Below are 14,137 nucleotides of genomic sequence, written 5' to 3' on the forward strand. Positions count from 1 at the left end.
GCAAAGCTCCTCTCGGGGGTTGATGCTGTTCGTCGATGTTGCTTCGTGTCGTTGCTAGTTGGGGGCGAGGTAGGCCGCCCCAATCGCGCCGCCGAAGACTCCAGCCGATGAGATCCGCACTGGCGGCACTGGACCATAGAGGTCGATCTCGGCGAGGCGGCGGTTGAGCTCGGGCCCGAATGCCGGTTGGTATCGGGCGGCGCTTCCGCCGAGGACGACGCACGATGAGCGGACGACCGTGAGCAGGTCGGCGAGGCCCTCGGCCAGGTGCCGTCCAAATGCGTCGAAGATCGCGATTGCATCGGCATTCCCCTGCTGAGCGCGCTCGGCTGCGTCATCGATGTCCGTGGCGGTGCCTTTCGCGACCCGCAATAGGGAGCCTGCGGCGCGTTGCAGGGCGGATCGCGATACGAGCTGTTCCCAGCATGCGAGGCGTCCGCAGTAGCAGGGCGCGTGAGCGCCGGTGACGCTGAGATGCCCCGCCTCCGGGTGGGTCCCGTCAGATCCGCGCACCGGCTCGATGCCTCGCAGCGCCGCGACACCGACCCCCGTCCCCAGCGTCACCATGAGGGTGCTGGTGGATCCGCGCGCCGCCCCTTGACTCACCTCGTAAAGCGCAGCGGTGACCGCGTCGTTGTCGATGCGCACGGGCGCCGCGAGCTCGGCCGCAATCGGCGCGAGGAGTTCGACGTCGGTGAACGCGGGGAGTGTCTCGGGGTTGCGGATGACTCCTTCGCGGTCGATCGGACCACTCGCCCCGATACCCACTGCACTGATCGATCGGCCGGCGGCCACCGCTCGCGCCTCCCGTACGAGAAACGAGCGCGCGGCAGCGGGTGCGAGATCGACGGGGGTGGCGAAAGTCGCCGTTGCGACAACGACGGAATCGTCGTCGACCGCCACGAACCGGGTTCCGGTACCACCGAGGTCGATGCCGACGCGGACGGGGCCCGACCCGGCTGCCGCCGAGCCGGGTCGGGGTGCCCTGTTCACAGCTTGACCGTCACCTTGCTGCCGTAGGCGAAGGCACCGGGATCGACGCCGTTCGCTCGTGCGACGGCGACCGCGAGCGACTCGGCGACCACCGACTGCGCAGCGAGCGCCTCCAGCGTGCCGCCGACGGATGTCGGGAGGGTCGTGGCGCCGTCGAGCTCGAGATCGCCGACCAGCACGACCGCCGCCCCACTCTCGAGCAGGTCGCCGGCGATGCGGGCGAGCGGGCCGTCGGCGTCATCGGCGGACGCGCCGAAGAGCACGGCGGTAAGGCCGGGTCCGGCGAGCTCATAGGGTCCGTGTCGGAATGCGCCTCCCACGAACCCTTCGATGGCGACCTTGGATGCTTCCTTGATGATGAGCGCGGCATACTGCGCCGTCGCGGCGTCGTCACCCCAGCCCACCGTCGCGAGCCGCGGCCGGGCGTGGGCGAGAGCGTCGCGAGCCAGCAGGGTCGTGTCGAGGGCTAGCAGGGGCTCGATCCGGTTGGCCGCTTCCGCGATCTGCGTCTCGACGGCCGCTTCTTGTGTGGACCCGAACGCGGCGGCGACTCGTCGGTGCACCGCGAGAGAGTTCAGGTAGCTCTTTGTGCTCACGGTCGCCTCGTCGCCGCTGTGCAGCGGGAGATACAGGTCGGCCGCGTTCGACAGTGGGCTCTCCTGCGCGGCTGCGATCCCCACGAGCGCGCCCCACTGAAGGCGTCCCGCAGCGGCACGGTCGATGAGCTCGACCACTTCGCCGCTCGCACCCGACTGCGAGGTCGCGATGACGAGCGTCTCGGGTGTGATGATGCCGGGGGTATCGAGCAGCTGGCCGGCATCAACGTTCCACGCGGACACGCCAGCCTCGACGAGTGCGCGCCAGGTGGGTAGCCCCGCGAAGTGCGAGCTGCCCATTCCCGTGAGCACGACCCGCTCCCACGGCCGCTTGGCGATGGCGGTGAGCCTCGGATCGGCGCCCGCATCCAGCAGTGCACGCAGGGCGTCCGACTGCTCGCGGATGTTGCGTTCGAAGGGGTTCAGTTCGTGCACGTGCTCGAGCGTGCTGCTCATCGTGCGACCTCGATTCCCTCGACCATACGCTCGGGTGCATCAACGCCCGTGCTGGAGGCTGCGCGGGCGCGCAGCATCCGGTGCGCGATGTTCGTGCCGATCATCGCGGTCGGGAGGTTGATGTTGCCGCGGGTGATCGTGGGCATTATCGACGCGTCTGCAACGTAGAGGCCAGCGATGCCGTGCACGCGGCCGTCGGCATCGACTACGGCGAGCTCGTCGCTTGAGGGACCCATTTTGCAGGTGCCTGCGGGGTGGCAGTAGTTGACGATGTCGTCGAGGGGGTTCGCGATTGCCCCGACGACACGTTCGCCGAGAATCTCGGCCAGCTCCGGCTGCAGGGCCATGCGCTCGAGGAGCTCGAGGGCCTCCCCCAGCACCGCCCGGTCGTACCCTTCGGGGTCGGTTCCGTAGCGATGGTCGATCACGGGGTTCGTGATGTCGAGGTCGGGACCGAGCGTGACAACCCCCTCTGAGCGTGCGCGCATCGCGCCGCCGTACAGTGAGATCGGCGGAAGGCCCGGGTGGCCGCTGTTCGCCCCCGCGACCATGAAGACGTGGATGTCGTAGGGACCGCCGTCGCAGCGGCTGGAGCGAGCGCGTCCGAGCGACTGCTCGTCCGGATTCCACGGGAGGGCGGCGAGCTCATCCACGAGGCCGGGACGGCCGGCGTAATCGAGCTGCACGCATTCGTGGTCGAGCAGGTGCCGACCCACGCCGGGGCGATCGACGACGACCTCGATGCCGAGGTCCCGGAGTTCGTCGGCCGGGCCGATACCGGATCGGAGGAGGATCGCAGGCGAGTGGTATGCGCCGGCGGCCAGGATGACGCGCGTGGCGGACACGTGCCAGATCTGTCCGTCTCGCTCTACGAAGGCACCGGTGACGCTGCCGTCCTCGAAGGTGAGCTCCGTCACCCGGGTGCCGCCCGCGATCGTGAGGTTCGGCCGCGTGCGCACCTCGTCGAGGAATGCGAATGCACTGTTCCAGCGCACCCCGTCGACGACGTTCACCGGCATCGGACCGATACCCTCAGCCGCCTCGATGGCATCGAGGTCGTCGGCGAACGGGAGTCCGGCGGCAAGTCCCGCGTTCACGAAGGCCCGCTGCGGCGGGGTGAGTTCATCCATCGTGTACCGGCGGACACGGAATTGGGAGTGCACCCACTCCAGCAGCGGCTCGACGTCGGCGGCGGACCACCCCGGGTTGCCGAGTTGAGCCCACTCGTCGTAGTCGTAGCGGGCACTGACCGAGGCTGTGCAGCCGTTGTGCGCCGAGCATCCGCCGAGGATTCGGGCCCGCGGAAGGTCCAGCGTTCCCTCGCCGGAGGTTCGCACGGTGTGCAGGTCATAGTCGTGCGAGAGCGGGATAGACCGCGCGTCGAGCATGTCCGACGGCCACCCGCCGTCGGCATACGGCCCGTAGTCGGTGCCAGCCTCGATGAGCAGGACGGTCTCGTCACTGCCTGCCGCCAGCACGGCTGTGAAGGCGGCGCCACCGGTGCCGCCTCCGATGACGAGGGTGTCGACGTGGCTCGGAAGGGAGTGGTGAGAAGTGTTCATGGTCGTTCCTGACTTGCGGGGATCTATGCGATGAGGATCTCGGTCCCCGCGACCGAGAGCTCGTTACGTTGCTGTGAGGAGAGGGCGTCGTCGGTGACCATCACGTCGACCTCGTCGAGGCCGCAGATCCGGGCGAACGCCTCGCGTCCGAACTTCGACGCATCAACCGCGACGACCGTGCGTCGTGCCACCGAGAGCGCGGCACGTTTGACGGCGGCGTCCTCGATGTTCCACTCCGTGAATCCGGCCGCCCCGTCGACTGCGGACGCGGTCATCAGGTAGGCGTCGAATCGGTAGCGGCGCAGGGATGCCTCCGCTTCCGACCCGACGATGCTCATCTCGCCGGTGCGGATGATGCCGGCCGGGACCATCACGCGCGTCGCGGTGTCCGACGCGAGGATCTCGGCCACCCGCAGGTTGAGGGCGCAGACCGTGATGCTCCGGCCGACGAGCTCCTCCGCGATGGCGACCCCTGTCGAGCCGCCATCCAGGATGATCGTCTGCCCGTCGATCACCTCACGGGCCGCCGCGATCGCGATGCGCCGCTTGGCCTCGTTGTTCGTGCGGGAGCGGAGGGCGAACGGAGGCTCGAAGCTCCCGCTCGCCGCTGGGGCGGCCCCGCCGTGCGTGCGCACGACGAGGCCCGCAGCGGCCAGTTGGTTGACATCGCGTCGAACGGTCATCTCCGAGACGTCGAAGCGCGCGCTGAACTCGGCGATGCTGGCCTCGCCTCGCTGAGCAAGATGCTCGAGGATCTGCTGCTGCCGGGTCTCTGCGTTCATCGTTGATGCCCTTCCTGGTTGTGCGTTGGAACACTTCTCGTGTTCAGTCAACCTCAGGAAGTTCGCCGGCGCGCGCCATCCAGTCTCGGTTCGCCGGCCGCAGGTTGCGGCCCACGAGTACGACTGCACCGAGGATGACGTAGGTGATCGCAATGAAGGGCGCGAGCAGCACCGGGAATGCCGGCAGCGGCACGAGGCTGTTGTACGCGATGAGCGCCAGTGCGACAGTCGAGACGATCGGCGCGACGACGTAGGCCCAGATGCTGAACTCTTCGGGGTGCCGGGTGCGGAAGAAGCGGAACGCGGCGATGTTCATCAGGATGAAGATCGGGATGTAGACGAACGTGCCGGTCGTCCCAAGCATGTTGAAGAGGTTGTACGGACCGAGCGGCAATCCGATGCCGAGGCACACCACGAGAGCGATCGCCGACTGCACGAAGACTGCGACGATCGGCGTGCGGTACTTGGGCTGCACCCTCGCGAAGACCGACGGCAGGGCGCCGGTGCGCGCGATGCCGTAGATCGTGCGGGTCGCGCTGGTGGTGCAGGCGATGCAGACACCGAGCCCGGAATTCACGAGCGCGATCAGGATGATCAGCGACGCACCGTTGAAGAGCCGGTCGGCGAGCACGAATGCCGGTGCGGTGGGCGATGCCGCGAGCGACGCGAGGTCATCGGTGCCCCACCCGATCTGCAGACCCCAGGCCGTGAAGACGTAGAACAGTCCGATCAGGACCAGGGATCCGATGATGGCGCGGGGAACGATCCGCTTCGGGTCGCGGGACTCCTCGCCGACCGCGGCCGCGCTCTCGAAGCCGGTGAAGGCGAAGATGGACAGCACGACGGCGAGGAAGAATCCTGATCCGTTCTGGATGTTCGCCGGGTTGAAACCCTCAAGGTTCAAACCGCCGGGGCCGGGCGCGATGAGGCCCGCGACGGCAAGGCCCAGACCGACCAGCATCTCGAAGATGGTCATGACGACGAGGAACTTGATAGAGATGACGATCCCGCGGTAGGCGCAGGCGAAGCAGACGACCAGGATCGCTGTCGCGTAGACCCACCAGGGGATCATGATCCCGTACTTGCCGCCGAGCTCATCCTGGAGGATTGCGCCGGTGAACGCGGCGAGCGCGGCGGGGACGACGGTCACCATGATTGCGTACAGCCAACCGGTCATGAATCCGGCCTTGGGGCCGATGCCGGCGGAGACATAGGTGTAGAAGCCTCCGGCGGAGGGCAGGTGCCTGGCGAGTCCGCGCATGGGGACGGCGATCAGCAGGCAGACGAGGAAGGCTGCCAGGTAGGTCAGTGGTGCGCTGATTCCGGCCTGACCCGTCGTGAAGGCGATCGTGTAGAAGATCCCGAGGGTTGGTGAGATCTGGGCGATCGACTGCATCAATGTGCCGCCGAGGCCGATGGATCCGGTGCGCAGTTCGGTCGTCACCGTGGACGGACCTTCCTGCACGAGGCCGGGGTTGGTGGGGGACATCCTGCTCTCCTTCGAACCGAGGGTCTGTGTATGCGATGCATATCGAACACGTCGCACGTTCGACCTTACACGCGCACTGTTAGTTTGAACAAGATATGTTTCTTCCAGTGTTTGGTTAGAGACCCGCGCAGCCGCCCGAATGCCTCTTCAGCACGTGCCTTCGCGGTCTACAGCTGAGCGGGAGGGGACTCCCCTGTCGCCACGCGAGGGGTCACAATTGATCCGTATCGTCGCGACGCTCGGACAGTGGCTAGACGAAGAGCGCAAAAGTTGCGCTGGGCGGAATCTTCCAAGAGTGAGGAGAGCGCACCGCGACGGATGGACGCGGACGCACTGCCCCTGGCTGTTTGTTGACATGCGTCCCTCGTTGCGGCGTACGGGCCACCTGCGGTGGCTGGCAACGGACGTGTCGCGTATGGCACTCGATACAGCACACTCGATGCTCAATCGCAGTGTGCGGGCACGTAGGTAGGCGCACACGGTGGGTCCCGGATTCGGGCACTGCCCGAGTAGGCATCATCCTCTGGCGCGGACGTAAGGCTCGAAACGTCCCGCTTTCGTACCGCGATCGGAGAAGGATCCTCAGCGCTTCTGGCTGACGCCCCTGCGCACGAAGCTGACCTGCGCCGGCGAGAGAGGGTCCCATCGACTGTTCTTGGGATGATCCGGGAAACCCTTGCGCAGGGCGGCGCGAACGGCTCGCCCGTCGTCGTCGTAGCCGAGCTCGCGCATGAGCTCCTTCACCGTGACGACATCATCCATGGTGGCGAGCATACGGCGGCGTCCCTGCTTGAGTTCCGTTGCCCAGAGCAACGCTCGCAACGGTCCCCTATTCGCACAATGTCCGCAAGGGGATCCCTGCGGTCAGGGGCGAAGCCCTGAGCTATCCACAGCGATTCGGAATTGGTCCAGGTGCAGAGCCGGCCTCCTGTACGGTTCGACAACGGACACACGCCGTGTCCGCCGAGCCTTGGAGAGCGGAAGTCGACATGCCCCTCGATCGCCAGCCACCGTTTGAACGCTCGGCGTGCGCGTGGGAGAGCAATCTCATCGTTCAGTGCGGGGTCAAGGGCATCGAGGTTTGGACGATGGACCTCGATGACTACGTCCGCGGCGACATCTCGGCGATGGACGATTCCTACGGTTCTGTCGCGACCAACGACACCTGGATGAGTCTCGAGCGGTTCGGTGCGCAACCGCTAGCGATGCTGATCGAGATCCGCGACCTACTTAGTCCGCAGCGCGAGCTCGAGCTCTTCGAAACGCTGGGCGTTTACCCGAACGCAAAGAAGGACGTCATCGAGTTGGAGGCGTTCTGCAATCTGGCTGTCGAGGACGAAGACCGACGCGCTTTGCGCGACGACGACTCCTCATCACCCTGGGTGCAGATGCGTCGAATGGTCGAGCAGCGGGGCGCGAAGCTCGTGGAAACGCGTGTCCGCGGCGGAGCCTCTAGGATGAGCATCCGCCTAAGGCTCGACCGCGATGCGATCTCTCCCCGCATGACCATCGCCGAGATCCGCGATGGCGGCCTGATTGTGATCTTTGAGCGGGTCGCTGCCTTCGCGCAAGTAGTCGCCGACGCTGAGTCCGGCGTGAAATCGTTCATCGTTGGGCAGAACCGGGGATCCTCCGGGTGCTATGTCGCCACCGCGGTGTATGGGTCGTACGACTGCCCACAGGTGCGGGTCCTTCGCCGCTGGCGAGACCAACGTCTGTTGACGACGCCCCTGGGCAGGAGGTTCGTTGCCACCTATTACGCGATGAGCCCGCATCTGGTACGCCGAGTTGGTCACCACACCGCGTTCGCCGCTACATTCCGGCCTCCGCTCGAGGCCCTGGTGCGGCACCTGCGGCGCGCGGGGATCTCGGACGCCGCCTATCGCGATCGCCATTAGTGCTCCGCATAGCCAAAGCCAGAGGTGAGTTTCGAAGCGCGGAGCATTCAGACGATTCGGCTAGACGCTCGGCCCTCCGATGCGACGCTGCCACGTCGAGACGCTGACGGGAAGAATACTCGGTCAGGCGTTCGGATCGGCCGCCCGCACAGGCTCCAGTTTCGGGGCACGGCCCGCAGAGGGATGCCCAACGCATGCGCTCAAGGCCCCGCCCTTCCGACCTCGTCCTGGCAATGCCCGGATACGGATACGGATCCCTCGGGACGCACTCTCCGCTTGCGTGTAGTGCGGCGCCCGCACGGTGCGGGGTCTTCGATCGCGTTCCCCGAGGTTAACCGAAGGCGCCAGCGGTGGTCCGTAGCGCGTGTTCGCGGGCGAGTTCGTCGCCGACATCCAGGATCGATGCGAGCCGTTCGAGCTGGTCCGGATTCGGGTCGGTGAGCGGCGGGCGAACCGGCCCGACCGGCACTCCGCGCAGCCGCAGCCCTGCCTTGATCAGCGAGACTCCGAATCCGGGAGTTTCGTCACGCAGGGCGACGAGGGGCACATAGAAGCGGTTCAGGATGTCGAGCCGCGCTGCCTCGTCGTGTGCGAGGTACGCGCGGTGGAAGGCCGTCGCGACGCCCGGGGCCATCGCGAAGGCGGCCGAGGAGTAGAGCGGCACGCCGACGCCGCGGTAGGCGCCCTGGCTCAGTTCGGCGGTGAGGAGCCCGTTGAAGAACAGGAAGCGCGTCCGGATGGCAGTGACCTCGCTCACGATCCTCTGGACGGCGGCGAGGTCCCCCACGCCGTCTTTGAACCCGATCACGCGCGGATTCGCTGCGAGCCTGCGCACGATGGCCGGCGGATACACGGCGGATCCGCGGTTGTAGAGCACAACCGGCAGGTCGCCGGCGGCGAGGATCGCCTCGACCCATGCGGCGAGGCCATCGCCTGGTCCTGCCACGAGATACGGCGGGAGGAGAAGAAGCCCGTCGACTCCGACGTCCTGTGCCTCTCGAGCGAGCGCGCTCGCCGTCGCGACGGGACCCCCGACACCCATGAGCACAGGGGCGCGACCTTCGGTCGCACGCACGGCGACGCGAGCGGCCTGCAGCACCTCGCGAGGATCGAGGGCGTGGAACTCTCCCGTCCCGCACGCGACGAACACGCCGCCCGCGCCGTTGTCGACCCCGGAGCGGATGTGCGATTCGAGCACGGCCTCGTCGATTCGACCGGAGTCGTCGAACGGCGTCACGGGGAAGAACAGCACTCCTTCGAAGGCGAGCGTCATGCCGCACCTCCGTGGGCCGCGTCAACAAGTTCCAACAGGCCGATGTGTTCGAGCGGAACGATGTCGGGTCGAGGTGCGGTGGTCGTCAGGTCCTGGGGAGCGCCCGTGCGGGCGGCTTCATCGATCGACGCCATGATGTCGACGACGTGCAGAGCGAGTTCGGCGGACGCCCGATGATCCTCGCCCGCGGCCGCCCGGCGTGCCAGGTCGGCGATCCCGAATCCTCTGCCTGAGTCGATGTAGCCGGCGATGTCATCCATGACCCGCCACTCACGGGAGTCGTCGAGGAGTTCGACCTTGCCGTCGAATCGATTGGGGTCGGGCACCGCGACGGTGCCGGCCGTGCCGAACACCTCGATGTGCGGCTGGCGGGATCCCCATACCTCGAAGCTCAACATCAATGTCGAGACTGCACCGCTGGCGTGCTCGACGTGCGCCGTGATGTGGGTATCGATCTCGACGCCGAGGGACTCCCCCGCGCGGGGTCCGGTCGCGATGGCGCGTGGACGGTCGGAGCGGCGCGACGTCGCGCTAACGCGCACGACGGGCCCGAGCAGCGTCACGAGGGTCGTGAGGTAGTAGGGCCCCATGTCGAAGAGCGGGCCCCCGCCCGGGCGATAGTAGAAGTCGGGTGCGGGGTGCCACCGTTCGTGACCCGGCGACGACCAGCTGGCGGATGCGCCGATGGGTGTACCGATCTCGCCCCGATCGATGAGGGCGCGCGCCGTCTGGATGCCCGTGCCGAGGACCGTGTCGGGCGCCGCGGCGAGGCGGAGGCCGTTCTCACCTGCAGCACGAAGGAGCGCCTTTCCTTCTTCGACGGTCGAGCACAGCGGCTTCTCGACGTAGACGTGCTTGCCAGCCGCGAGAGCCGCCATCGACACCTCGGCGTGCGCCGCGGGGATGGTGAGGTTGAGCACGAGGTCCACCTCATCGTCCGCGAGGAGGGCATCGACGCTCAGCGCGCGGGCGCCGTGCTCGCGGGCCACGGTCCGTGCGCGCTCCGCGTCGAGATCTGCCACGGCCACGACCTCGACCTCGGGAAGGCGTGCGAAGCTTGCGAAGTACTGGCCGCTGATCACCCCCGTGCCGATGATGCCGACGCGCAGCGGAGCGCTGCGGGCGTGGTGGCTTCCGGTCAGGTTGTCGGTCAGTGTCGAGCCGCCCACAGCAGCCCCCTTTCGGTGATCGTACGCACGGGATCGGCCGCGAGAACGTCGAGATGATGGCCGGATGTCGAGACGAAGACCCGCCCCTGGCCCCAGTACCGCTTCCACACAGACGGCGTCGTGACCGGCTCGTGCCAGGCATCCCACTCCCGAACGGGCTGGGTCGTCGTGGCGAGCACCTCCATGTAGGGGTCGGAGAGCACCCAGTACTGCTCCGTATCGATCACGAAGTCGTCGACGCCGGCCATGATCGGATCATTCCGGCCGAGGTCGGTGATCTCGATCGTGTGCGGGCGGTAGTTGTCGGACTGCTCGCCGGTGCGGTCCGCGGGGTCGCAGCCGGGGTGCGCCGCGAACTGGCCGCCGACGAGCTGCATGTAGTCGGCGCTGTTGCGGTAGGAGTCGATGATGCCCCCGTGCCAGCCGGCGAAACCTGTCCCGGCAGCGACGGCAGCGCGGAGGCCGTCGAGCTCGGCCTTCTCGATCGTGCTCTTGGTGACCGCCTGCACGATCAGGTCGACGCCCGCCATGTAGTCGGCGTCGGCGTAGACGGCGGGGCTCTCGTGCACATCGACCGAGAAGCCCTGCTTCTCGAGGAATTTGCGCATGAACTCGGTCGTGTCGACCGGTTCGTGGCCGAACCATCCGCCTCGCACGATGAGTGCACGCCGCGCGGTCACTTGCCGAACCCCGCTGTCATGCCGCTCACGATGTGGCGTCGCCCGAAGATGTACAGGACGAGGATCGGAAGGGTGGACAGGACGACGGCGGCCATGATGCCGGGCACGTTCACGTTGAATTCTCCTTGGAAGGTCCACAGCGCCAGCGGAAGGACGCGGTTCTCCGGGCTCTGAGTGAGCACGAGTGGGAAGAGGAAGGCGTTCCAGACGGTCAGCGCGTCGTAGATCGCGACCGTTGTGATCGCAGGGCGTGCGAGCGGCGCGACGAGCGACCACAGGATCCGCCATTGCCCAGCGCCGTCGACCTTCATCGAGTCGAAGAGCTCAGCTGGGATGTCACGGATGAAGTTGACGAGGATGAGGACCGTGATCGGCACGGCGAAGCCGATGGACGGGAGGATGACGGCAGCGAGGCTGTCGTAGAGTCCCACCTGGCTGAGCATGAAGAACAGCGGCACGATCGTCGCCTGCAGAGGAATCGCGAGCCCCATGAGCAGTAGTGCGAATGACGCACGGGCCGTCCAGTGCGTCGAGCGGACGATCACGAACGCGGCCATGAGGGATGCCGCGACCGTGACTCCGACCGTCACCACCGTTACGATGACGCTGTTGATGAGATACAGGGCGAAGTCGCCCTGCAGAACGAGTGCGTACGCGTCGAGCGTCGGATTCGCCGGTGGTAGGAGCTGATTCTCGCTGAAGAAGCCCTCCTGGCGACGCAGGCTCGTGATCACGATGTAGTACACCGGGATTACGATGAGGAGCAGCCAGGCGTATCCGCCGAGAGCGCCGAGAACATTGGGCCGGCGGACGCCGGCGCGAGCGCGTCGGGGCGTGCGGCCTCCTGTCACGGCCCGCAGCTGGGTGGTGGCGCTCATGCTCCCTCCTGCTCGCTCTTCATGCGGGCGAAGCCGCTCAGCCGGGTGATCCCGAGGGCGATGAGGAGCCCGAGGACGACAAGCACCATGGCGAGCACGCTCGCGCCGCCCATGTCGTTGGCGGCGAAACCGGTTAGATACATGTCGATGGGGAGAATCCGGATGCCGTAGCCCGGCACTCCTCCCGTGAGCACGAAGATCACATCGAAGTAGGTCAGCGAGCCGACGAGCATGATCGTCGACGACGTGACGATCGTGTGGCGCAGCTGCGGCAGCGTGACGTGCCAGAAGGCCTTCACGCGGCCGGCGCCGTCGAGTTCGGCGGCTTCGTAGAGGGAAGCCGGAATCTGCCGCACGCCGGCCTGGTAGAGCAGTGCGTGGAACGGCACGAACTGCCAGGCGATGATGAAGACCACCGTCACGAAGATCAGCTGCGGGTTGCCGAGCCAGTCCTGACGGAGGAGGTCGAACCCGGGCACGGACCCCAGGCCGAAGTTGGGGTCGAGGATCGCCTTGAAGGCGAGGGCCGTCGCCGCCGACGAGAGGATGAGCGGGAGGAAGTAGATGGCGGCGAGCCCGGCCCGATATCGCTGAGGCCCCGCCGTGAACACGCCCAGCAGCAGGCTGATGGGGGTCTGCACGAGCCACGATACGACGATGACCTGCAGGCTGAGGATCAGTCCGTTGCGGAAGTTCTCGCCTGTCAGGATGCGCACCCAGTTGTCGATCCCGATCCACGTGGGCGCGGAGATCGCGTTCCAATCGGTGAAGCTCAAGTAGAACGCGACGCCGAGCGGCGCGACCGCGAAGAACGCGAAGAGTGCCACCGCGGGGAGCATGAGCAGCGCGCTGGGGCGATCGTCAGCAAGGGTGCGGCGTCGGGTCGGGGGGGAGGGACGATCGCCGGCTGCGGCCGAAGCGGTGCCGGCGGGAGGGACCCGCCCCGCGGAGACGGCTGCCGCCGTCTCCGCAGGGCGATGAGCAGTGGTGGTCATCAGTCGAGCGTCTCGTTCATGGCGTCGGAGAACTCCTTCGGCGTGATCTGGAGGTTGAAGAGCCGGTCGAGGTTCGTCAGCATCTCCTGCGCCTGAGCGGGCTCGAGCGCCTGGTCCCACGACATCTGGAAGCTCGGGGCTGCGCTGATGAGCTCGTAGACGAGGGCGCCGAACTCCGCGTCGGGTGCTTCCGCGATCGCGTCGCCGATGCCGGCGAGCGGGGGAACCTGGTTCGCGGCGATGAGCCGATCGACGTACGTGTCGTTCCACAGGCCCGTCCGCAGGTAGTCGATCGCGGTCTCCTGCTCGGCCTCGCTGGCATCCGCCGAGATGGAGAAGTAGCTGGTCGGGTTGCCGACGATGTTGGCGGGGTCGCCGATCCCGCCCTCGACCGTCGGGAACGTGAGGTAGCCGAGCGACGACTCGGCGAAGTCCGGAGCCTGCTCGCGGAAGGTATTGTTCACCCATGTGCCCTGCAGCAGCATGGCCGCCTTGCCCGTGTAGACGAGCGCTGCGTCGGCACTGGAGTCCGTCGTGACGGAGGCGAAGCCTTCTGCGAAGCCGCCCGCGCGCACCAAATCCTGGATCATCGTGTTCGCCTCGAGGATCGCGGGGTCGGACCAGGCGTCGTCTTCGCCCGCGAGGATGCGGTTGAACACTTCCGGCCCGCCGATGCGGTCGGCGAGGTACTCGAGCCACATGAGTTCGGGCCACTTGGCCGCGCCGGCGAGAGCGAACGGCGCGACGCCAGCCGCCCGGAGATCCTCGACGGCGTCCAGCAGCTCGTCCCACGTGCGCGGCGGCTCGACGCCCGCGGCGTCCATGACGTCCTCGTTGTAGTAGATGACGACGGGTGCGACCGCCTTCATCGGCACCGCGTAGACAGCGCCGTCGAAGGTCACCGGGTCGAGTGCGAAGGGCAGGAAGCGGTCGACGTCGTCGCCGAGGGCTTCGGTGAGGTCGATGACCTTGTCGGCGTCGACATACGACGCGAGGGTCCCGCCGCCCTTGTTGTAGATGATCGTGGGACCGGCGCCGGCACCGATCGCGGTTCGGATCTTCGTCTTGTACGCCTCGCCCTCGAAAAAGCTCGCCTCGATCGGCTGCTCAGGGTTGGCGGTGTTCCAGTCGGCGACCGACGGCTCGATGATCTCCTGGTCGGAGGTGATCCCCCAGAGGGCGACCGCCTGGGAGCCGCCTCCCCCTCCGCCGCTCGCGCAGGAAGCGAGCAGGACAGCGGCGCCGAGAGCGGCGGTTGCGGCGATGGCGCGAGCAGCCCGGCGGGCTCCTCGGGACGAGGTAGATGTGCGAAGCATCCTTGCTCCTTCGTTCGGGTGGATCGGCGTCATTGGCCGCTCGGTGAAAC

General features: G+C 67.2%; 13 protein-coding genes. 1 reads left to right on the forward strand and 12 read right to left on the reverse strand.

The features are described from left to right. Nucleotides 1-54: 54 nt before the first annotated feature. From ABZ477_RS03830 to ABZ477_RS03855, 6 genes are all read right to left on the reverse strand, one after another. Nucleotides 55-993 carry an ROK family protein gene (locus tag ABZ477_RS03830; RefSeq protein ID WP_360128148.1) on the reverse strand — a complete coding sequence of 313 codons (939 nt, stop codon included), beginning with the start codon at nucleotides 991-993 and terminating at the stop codon, nucleotides 55-57. Beyond that, nucleotides 990-2,045 (reverse strand): SIS domain-containing protein, encoded by a 1,056-nt coding sequence (locus tag ABZ477_RS03835; protein WP_360128151.1) that lies wholly within the window; start codon nucleotides 2,043-2,045, stop codon nucleotides 990-992. Before ABZ477_RS03835 ends, ABZ477_RS03830 begins: the two co-directional genes overlap by 4 nt. Then, nucleotides 2,042-3,607, reverse strand: a complete 1,566-nt coding sequence (locus ABZ477_RS03840; RefSeq protein ID WP_360128154.1) for a GMC family oxidoreductase — start codon at nucleotides 3,605-3,607, stop codon at nucleotides 2,042-2,044. Before ABZ477_RS03840 ends, ABZ477_RS03835 begins: the two co-directional genes overlap by 4 nt. Before the next feature lie 23 nt (nucleotides 3,608-3,630). Further along, the gene (locus ABZ477_RS03845; RefSeq protein ID WP_360128157.1) at nucleotides 3,631-4,389 is read right to left on the reverse strand and encodes a DeoR/GlpR family DNA-binding transcription regulator; all 759 of its coding nucleotides are present in this window, start codon (nucleotides 4,387-4,389) and stop codon (nucleotides 3,631-3,633) included. Nucleotides 4,390-4,432: 43 nt separating this feature from the next. Next, nucleotides 4,433-5,878 (reverse strand): APC family permease, encoded by a 1,446-nt coding sequence (locus ABZ477_RS03850; RefSeq protein WP_360128159.1) that lies wholly within the window; start codon nucleotides 5,876-5,878, stop codon nucleotides 4,433-4,435. A 582-nt stretch (nucleotides 5,879-6,460) separates the two neighbouring features. Continuing rightward, complete coding sequence (locus ABZ477_RS03855) at nucleotides 6,461-6,640, reverse strand: hypothetical protein (RefSeq protein ID WP_360128162.1); 180 nt, start codon at nucleotides 6,638-6,640, stop codon at nucleotides 6,461-6,463. A 227-nt stretch (nucleotides 6,641-6,867) separates the two neighbouring features. Here ABZ477_RS03855 and ABZ477_RS03860 point away from each other — a divergent pair, with 227 nt between their 5' ends. After that, on the forward strand, nucleotides 6,868-7,776 hold the full coding sequence (locus ABZ477_RS03860; RefSeq protein WP_360128165.1) for a CFI-box-CTERM domain-containing protein: 909 nt from the start codon (nucleotides 6,868-6,870) through the stop codon (nucleotides 7,774-7,776). A gap of 331 nt (nucleotides 7,777-8,107) precedes the next feature. On the opposite strand, the gene ABZ477_RS03865 is transcribed toward ABZ477_RS03860, so the two are convergent. The 6 genes from ABZ477_RS03865 to ABZ477_RS03890 form a co-directional block, all read right to left on the reverse strand. Then, nucleotides 8,108-9,049: a 5-dehydro-4-deoxyglucarate dehydratase gene (locus ABZ477_RS03865; RefSeq protein WP_360128168.1), complete on the reverse strand. Its 942-nt coding sequence runs from the start codon at nucleotides 9,047-9,049 to the stop codon at nucleotides 8,108-8,110. Next, entirely contained in the window at nucleotides 9,046-10,218 is a 1,173-nt protein-coding gene (locus ABZ477_RS03870; protein WP_360128171.1) for a Gfo/Idh/MocA family oxidoreductase, read from the reverse strand. Before ABZ477_RS03870 ends, ABZ477_RS03865 begins: the two co-directional genes overlap by 4 nt. Continuing rightward, nucleotides 10,200-10,898 (reverse strand): ThuA domain-containing protein, encoded by a 699-nt coding sequence (locus tag ABZ477_RS03875; protein WP_360128174.1) that lies wholly within the window; start codon nucleotides 10,896-10,898, stop codon nucleotides 10,200-10,202. The genes ABZ477_RS03870 and ABZ477_RS03875 overlap by 19 nt, the downstream gene beginning before the upstream one ends. Further along, nucleotides 10,895-11,776, reverse strand: a complete 882-nt coding sequence (locus ABZ477_RS03880; protein ID WP_360128177.1) for a carbohydrate ABC transporter permease — start codon at nucleotides 11,774-11,776, stop codon at nucleotides 10,895-10,897. Before ABZ477_RS03880 ends, ABZ477_RS03875 begins: the two co-directional genes overlap by 4 nt. Continuing rightward, nucleotides 11,773-12,603 carry a sugar ABC transporter permease gene (locus tag ABZ477_RS03885; RefSeq protein ID WP_360128180.1) on the reverse strand — a complete coding sequence of 277 codons (831 nt, stop codon included), beginning with the start codon at nucleotides 12,601-12,603 and terminating at the stop codon, nucleotides 11,773-11,775. Before ABZ477_RS03885 ends, ABZ477_RS03880 begins: the two co-directional genes overlap by 4 nt. Before the next feature lie 167 nt (nucleotides 12,604-12,770). Next, nucleotides 12,771-14,087: an extracellular solute-binding protein gene (locus ABZ477_RS03890; protein WP_360128183.1), complete on the reverse strand. Its 1,317-nt coding sequence runs from the start codon at nucleotides 14,085-14,087 to the stop codon at nucleotides 12,771-12,773. Nucleotides 14,088-14,137 lie beyond the last annotated feature (50 nt).

Origin of the sequence: Microbacterium sp. NPDC019599, from assembly GCF_040632175.1 — a bacterium.
In the GTDB taxonomy this organism is placed as follows: domain Bacteria; phylum Actinomycetota; class Actinomycetes; order Actinomycetales; family Microbacteriaceae; genus Microbacterium.

Bases quoted from the DNA above. Each gene is read 5' to 3' on its own strand.
- ABZ477_RS03835 (WP_360128151.1), bottom strand. From the start codon at position 2,045: ATGAGCAGCACGCTCGAGCACGTGCACGAACTGAACCCCTTCGAACGC.
- ABZ477_RS03850 (WP_360128159.1), bottom strand. From the start codon at position 5,878: ATGTCCCCCACCAACCCCGGCCTCGTGCAGGAAGGTCCGTCCACGGTG.
- ABZ477_RS03855 (WP_360128162.1), bottom strand. From the start codon at position 6,640: ATGGATGATGTCGTCACGGTGAAGGAGCTCATGCGCGAGCTCGGCTAC.
- ABZ477_RS03890 (WP_360128183.1), bottom strand. From the start codon at position 14,087: ATGCTTCGCACATCTACCTCGTCCCGAGGAGCCCGCCGGGCTGCTCGC.
- ABZ477_RS03865 (WP_360128168.1), bottom strand. From the start codon at position 9,049: ATGACGCTCGCCTTCGAAGGAGTGCTGTTCTTCCCCGTGACGCCGTTC.
- ABZ477_RS03880 (WP_360128177.1), bottom strand. From the start codon at position 11,776: ATGAGCGCCACCACCCAGCTGCGGGCCGTGACAGGAGGCCGCACGCCC.
- ABZ477_RS03845 (WP_360128157.1), bottom strand. From the start codon at position 4,389: ATGAACGCAGAGACCCGGCAGCAGCAGATCCTCGAGCATCTTGCTCAG.
- ABZ477_RS03840 (WP_360128154.1), bottom strand. From the start codon at position 3,607: ATGAACACTTCTCACCACTCCCTTCCGAGCCACGTCGACACCCTCGTC.
- ABZ477_RS03860 (WP_360128165.1), top strand. From the start codon at position 6,868: ATGCCCCTCGATCGCCAGCCACCGTTTGAACGCTCGGCGTGCGCGTGG.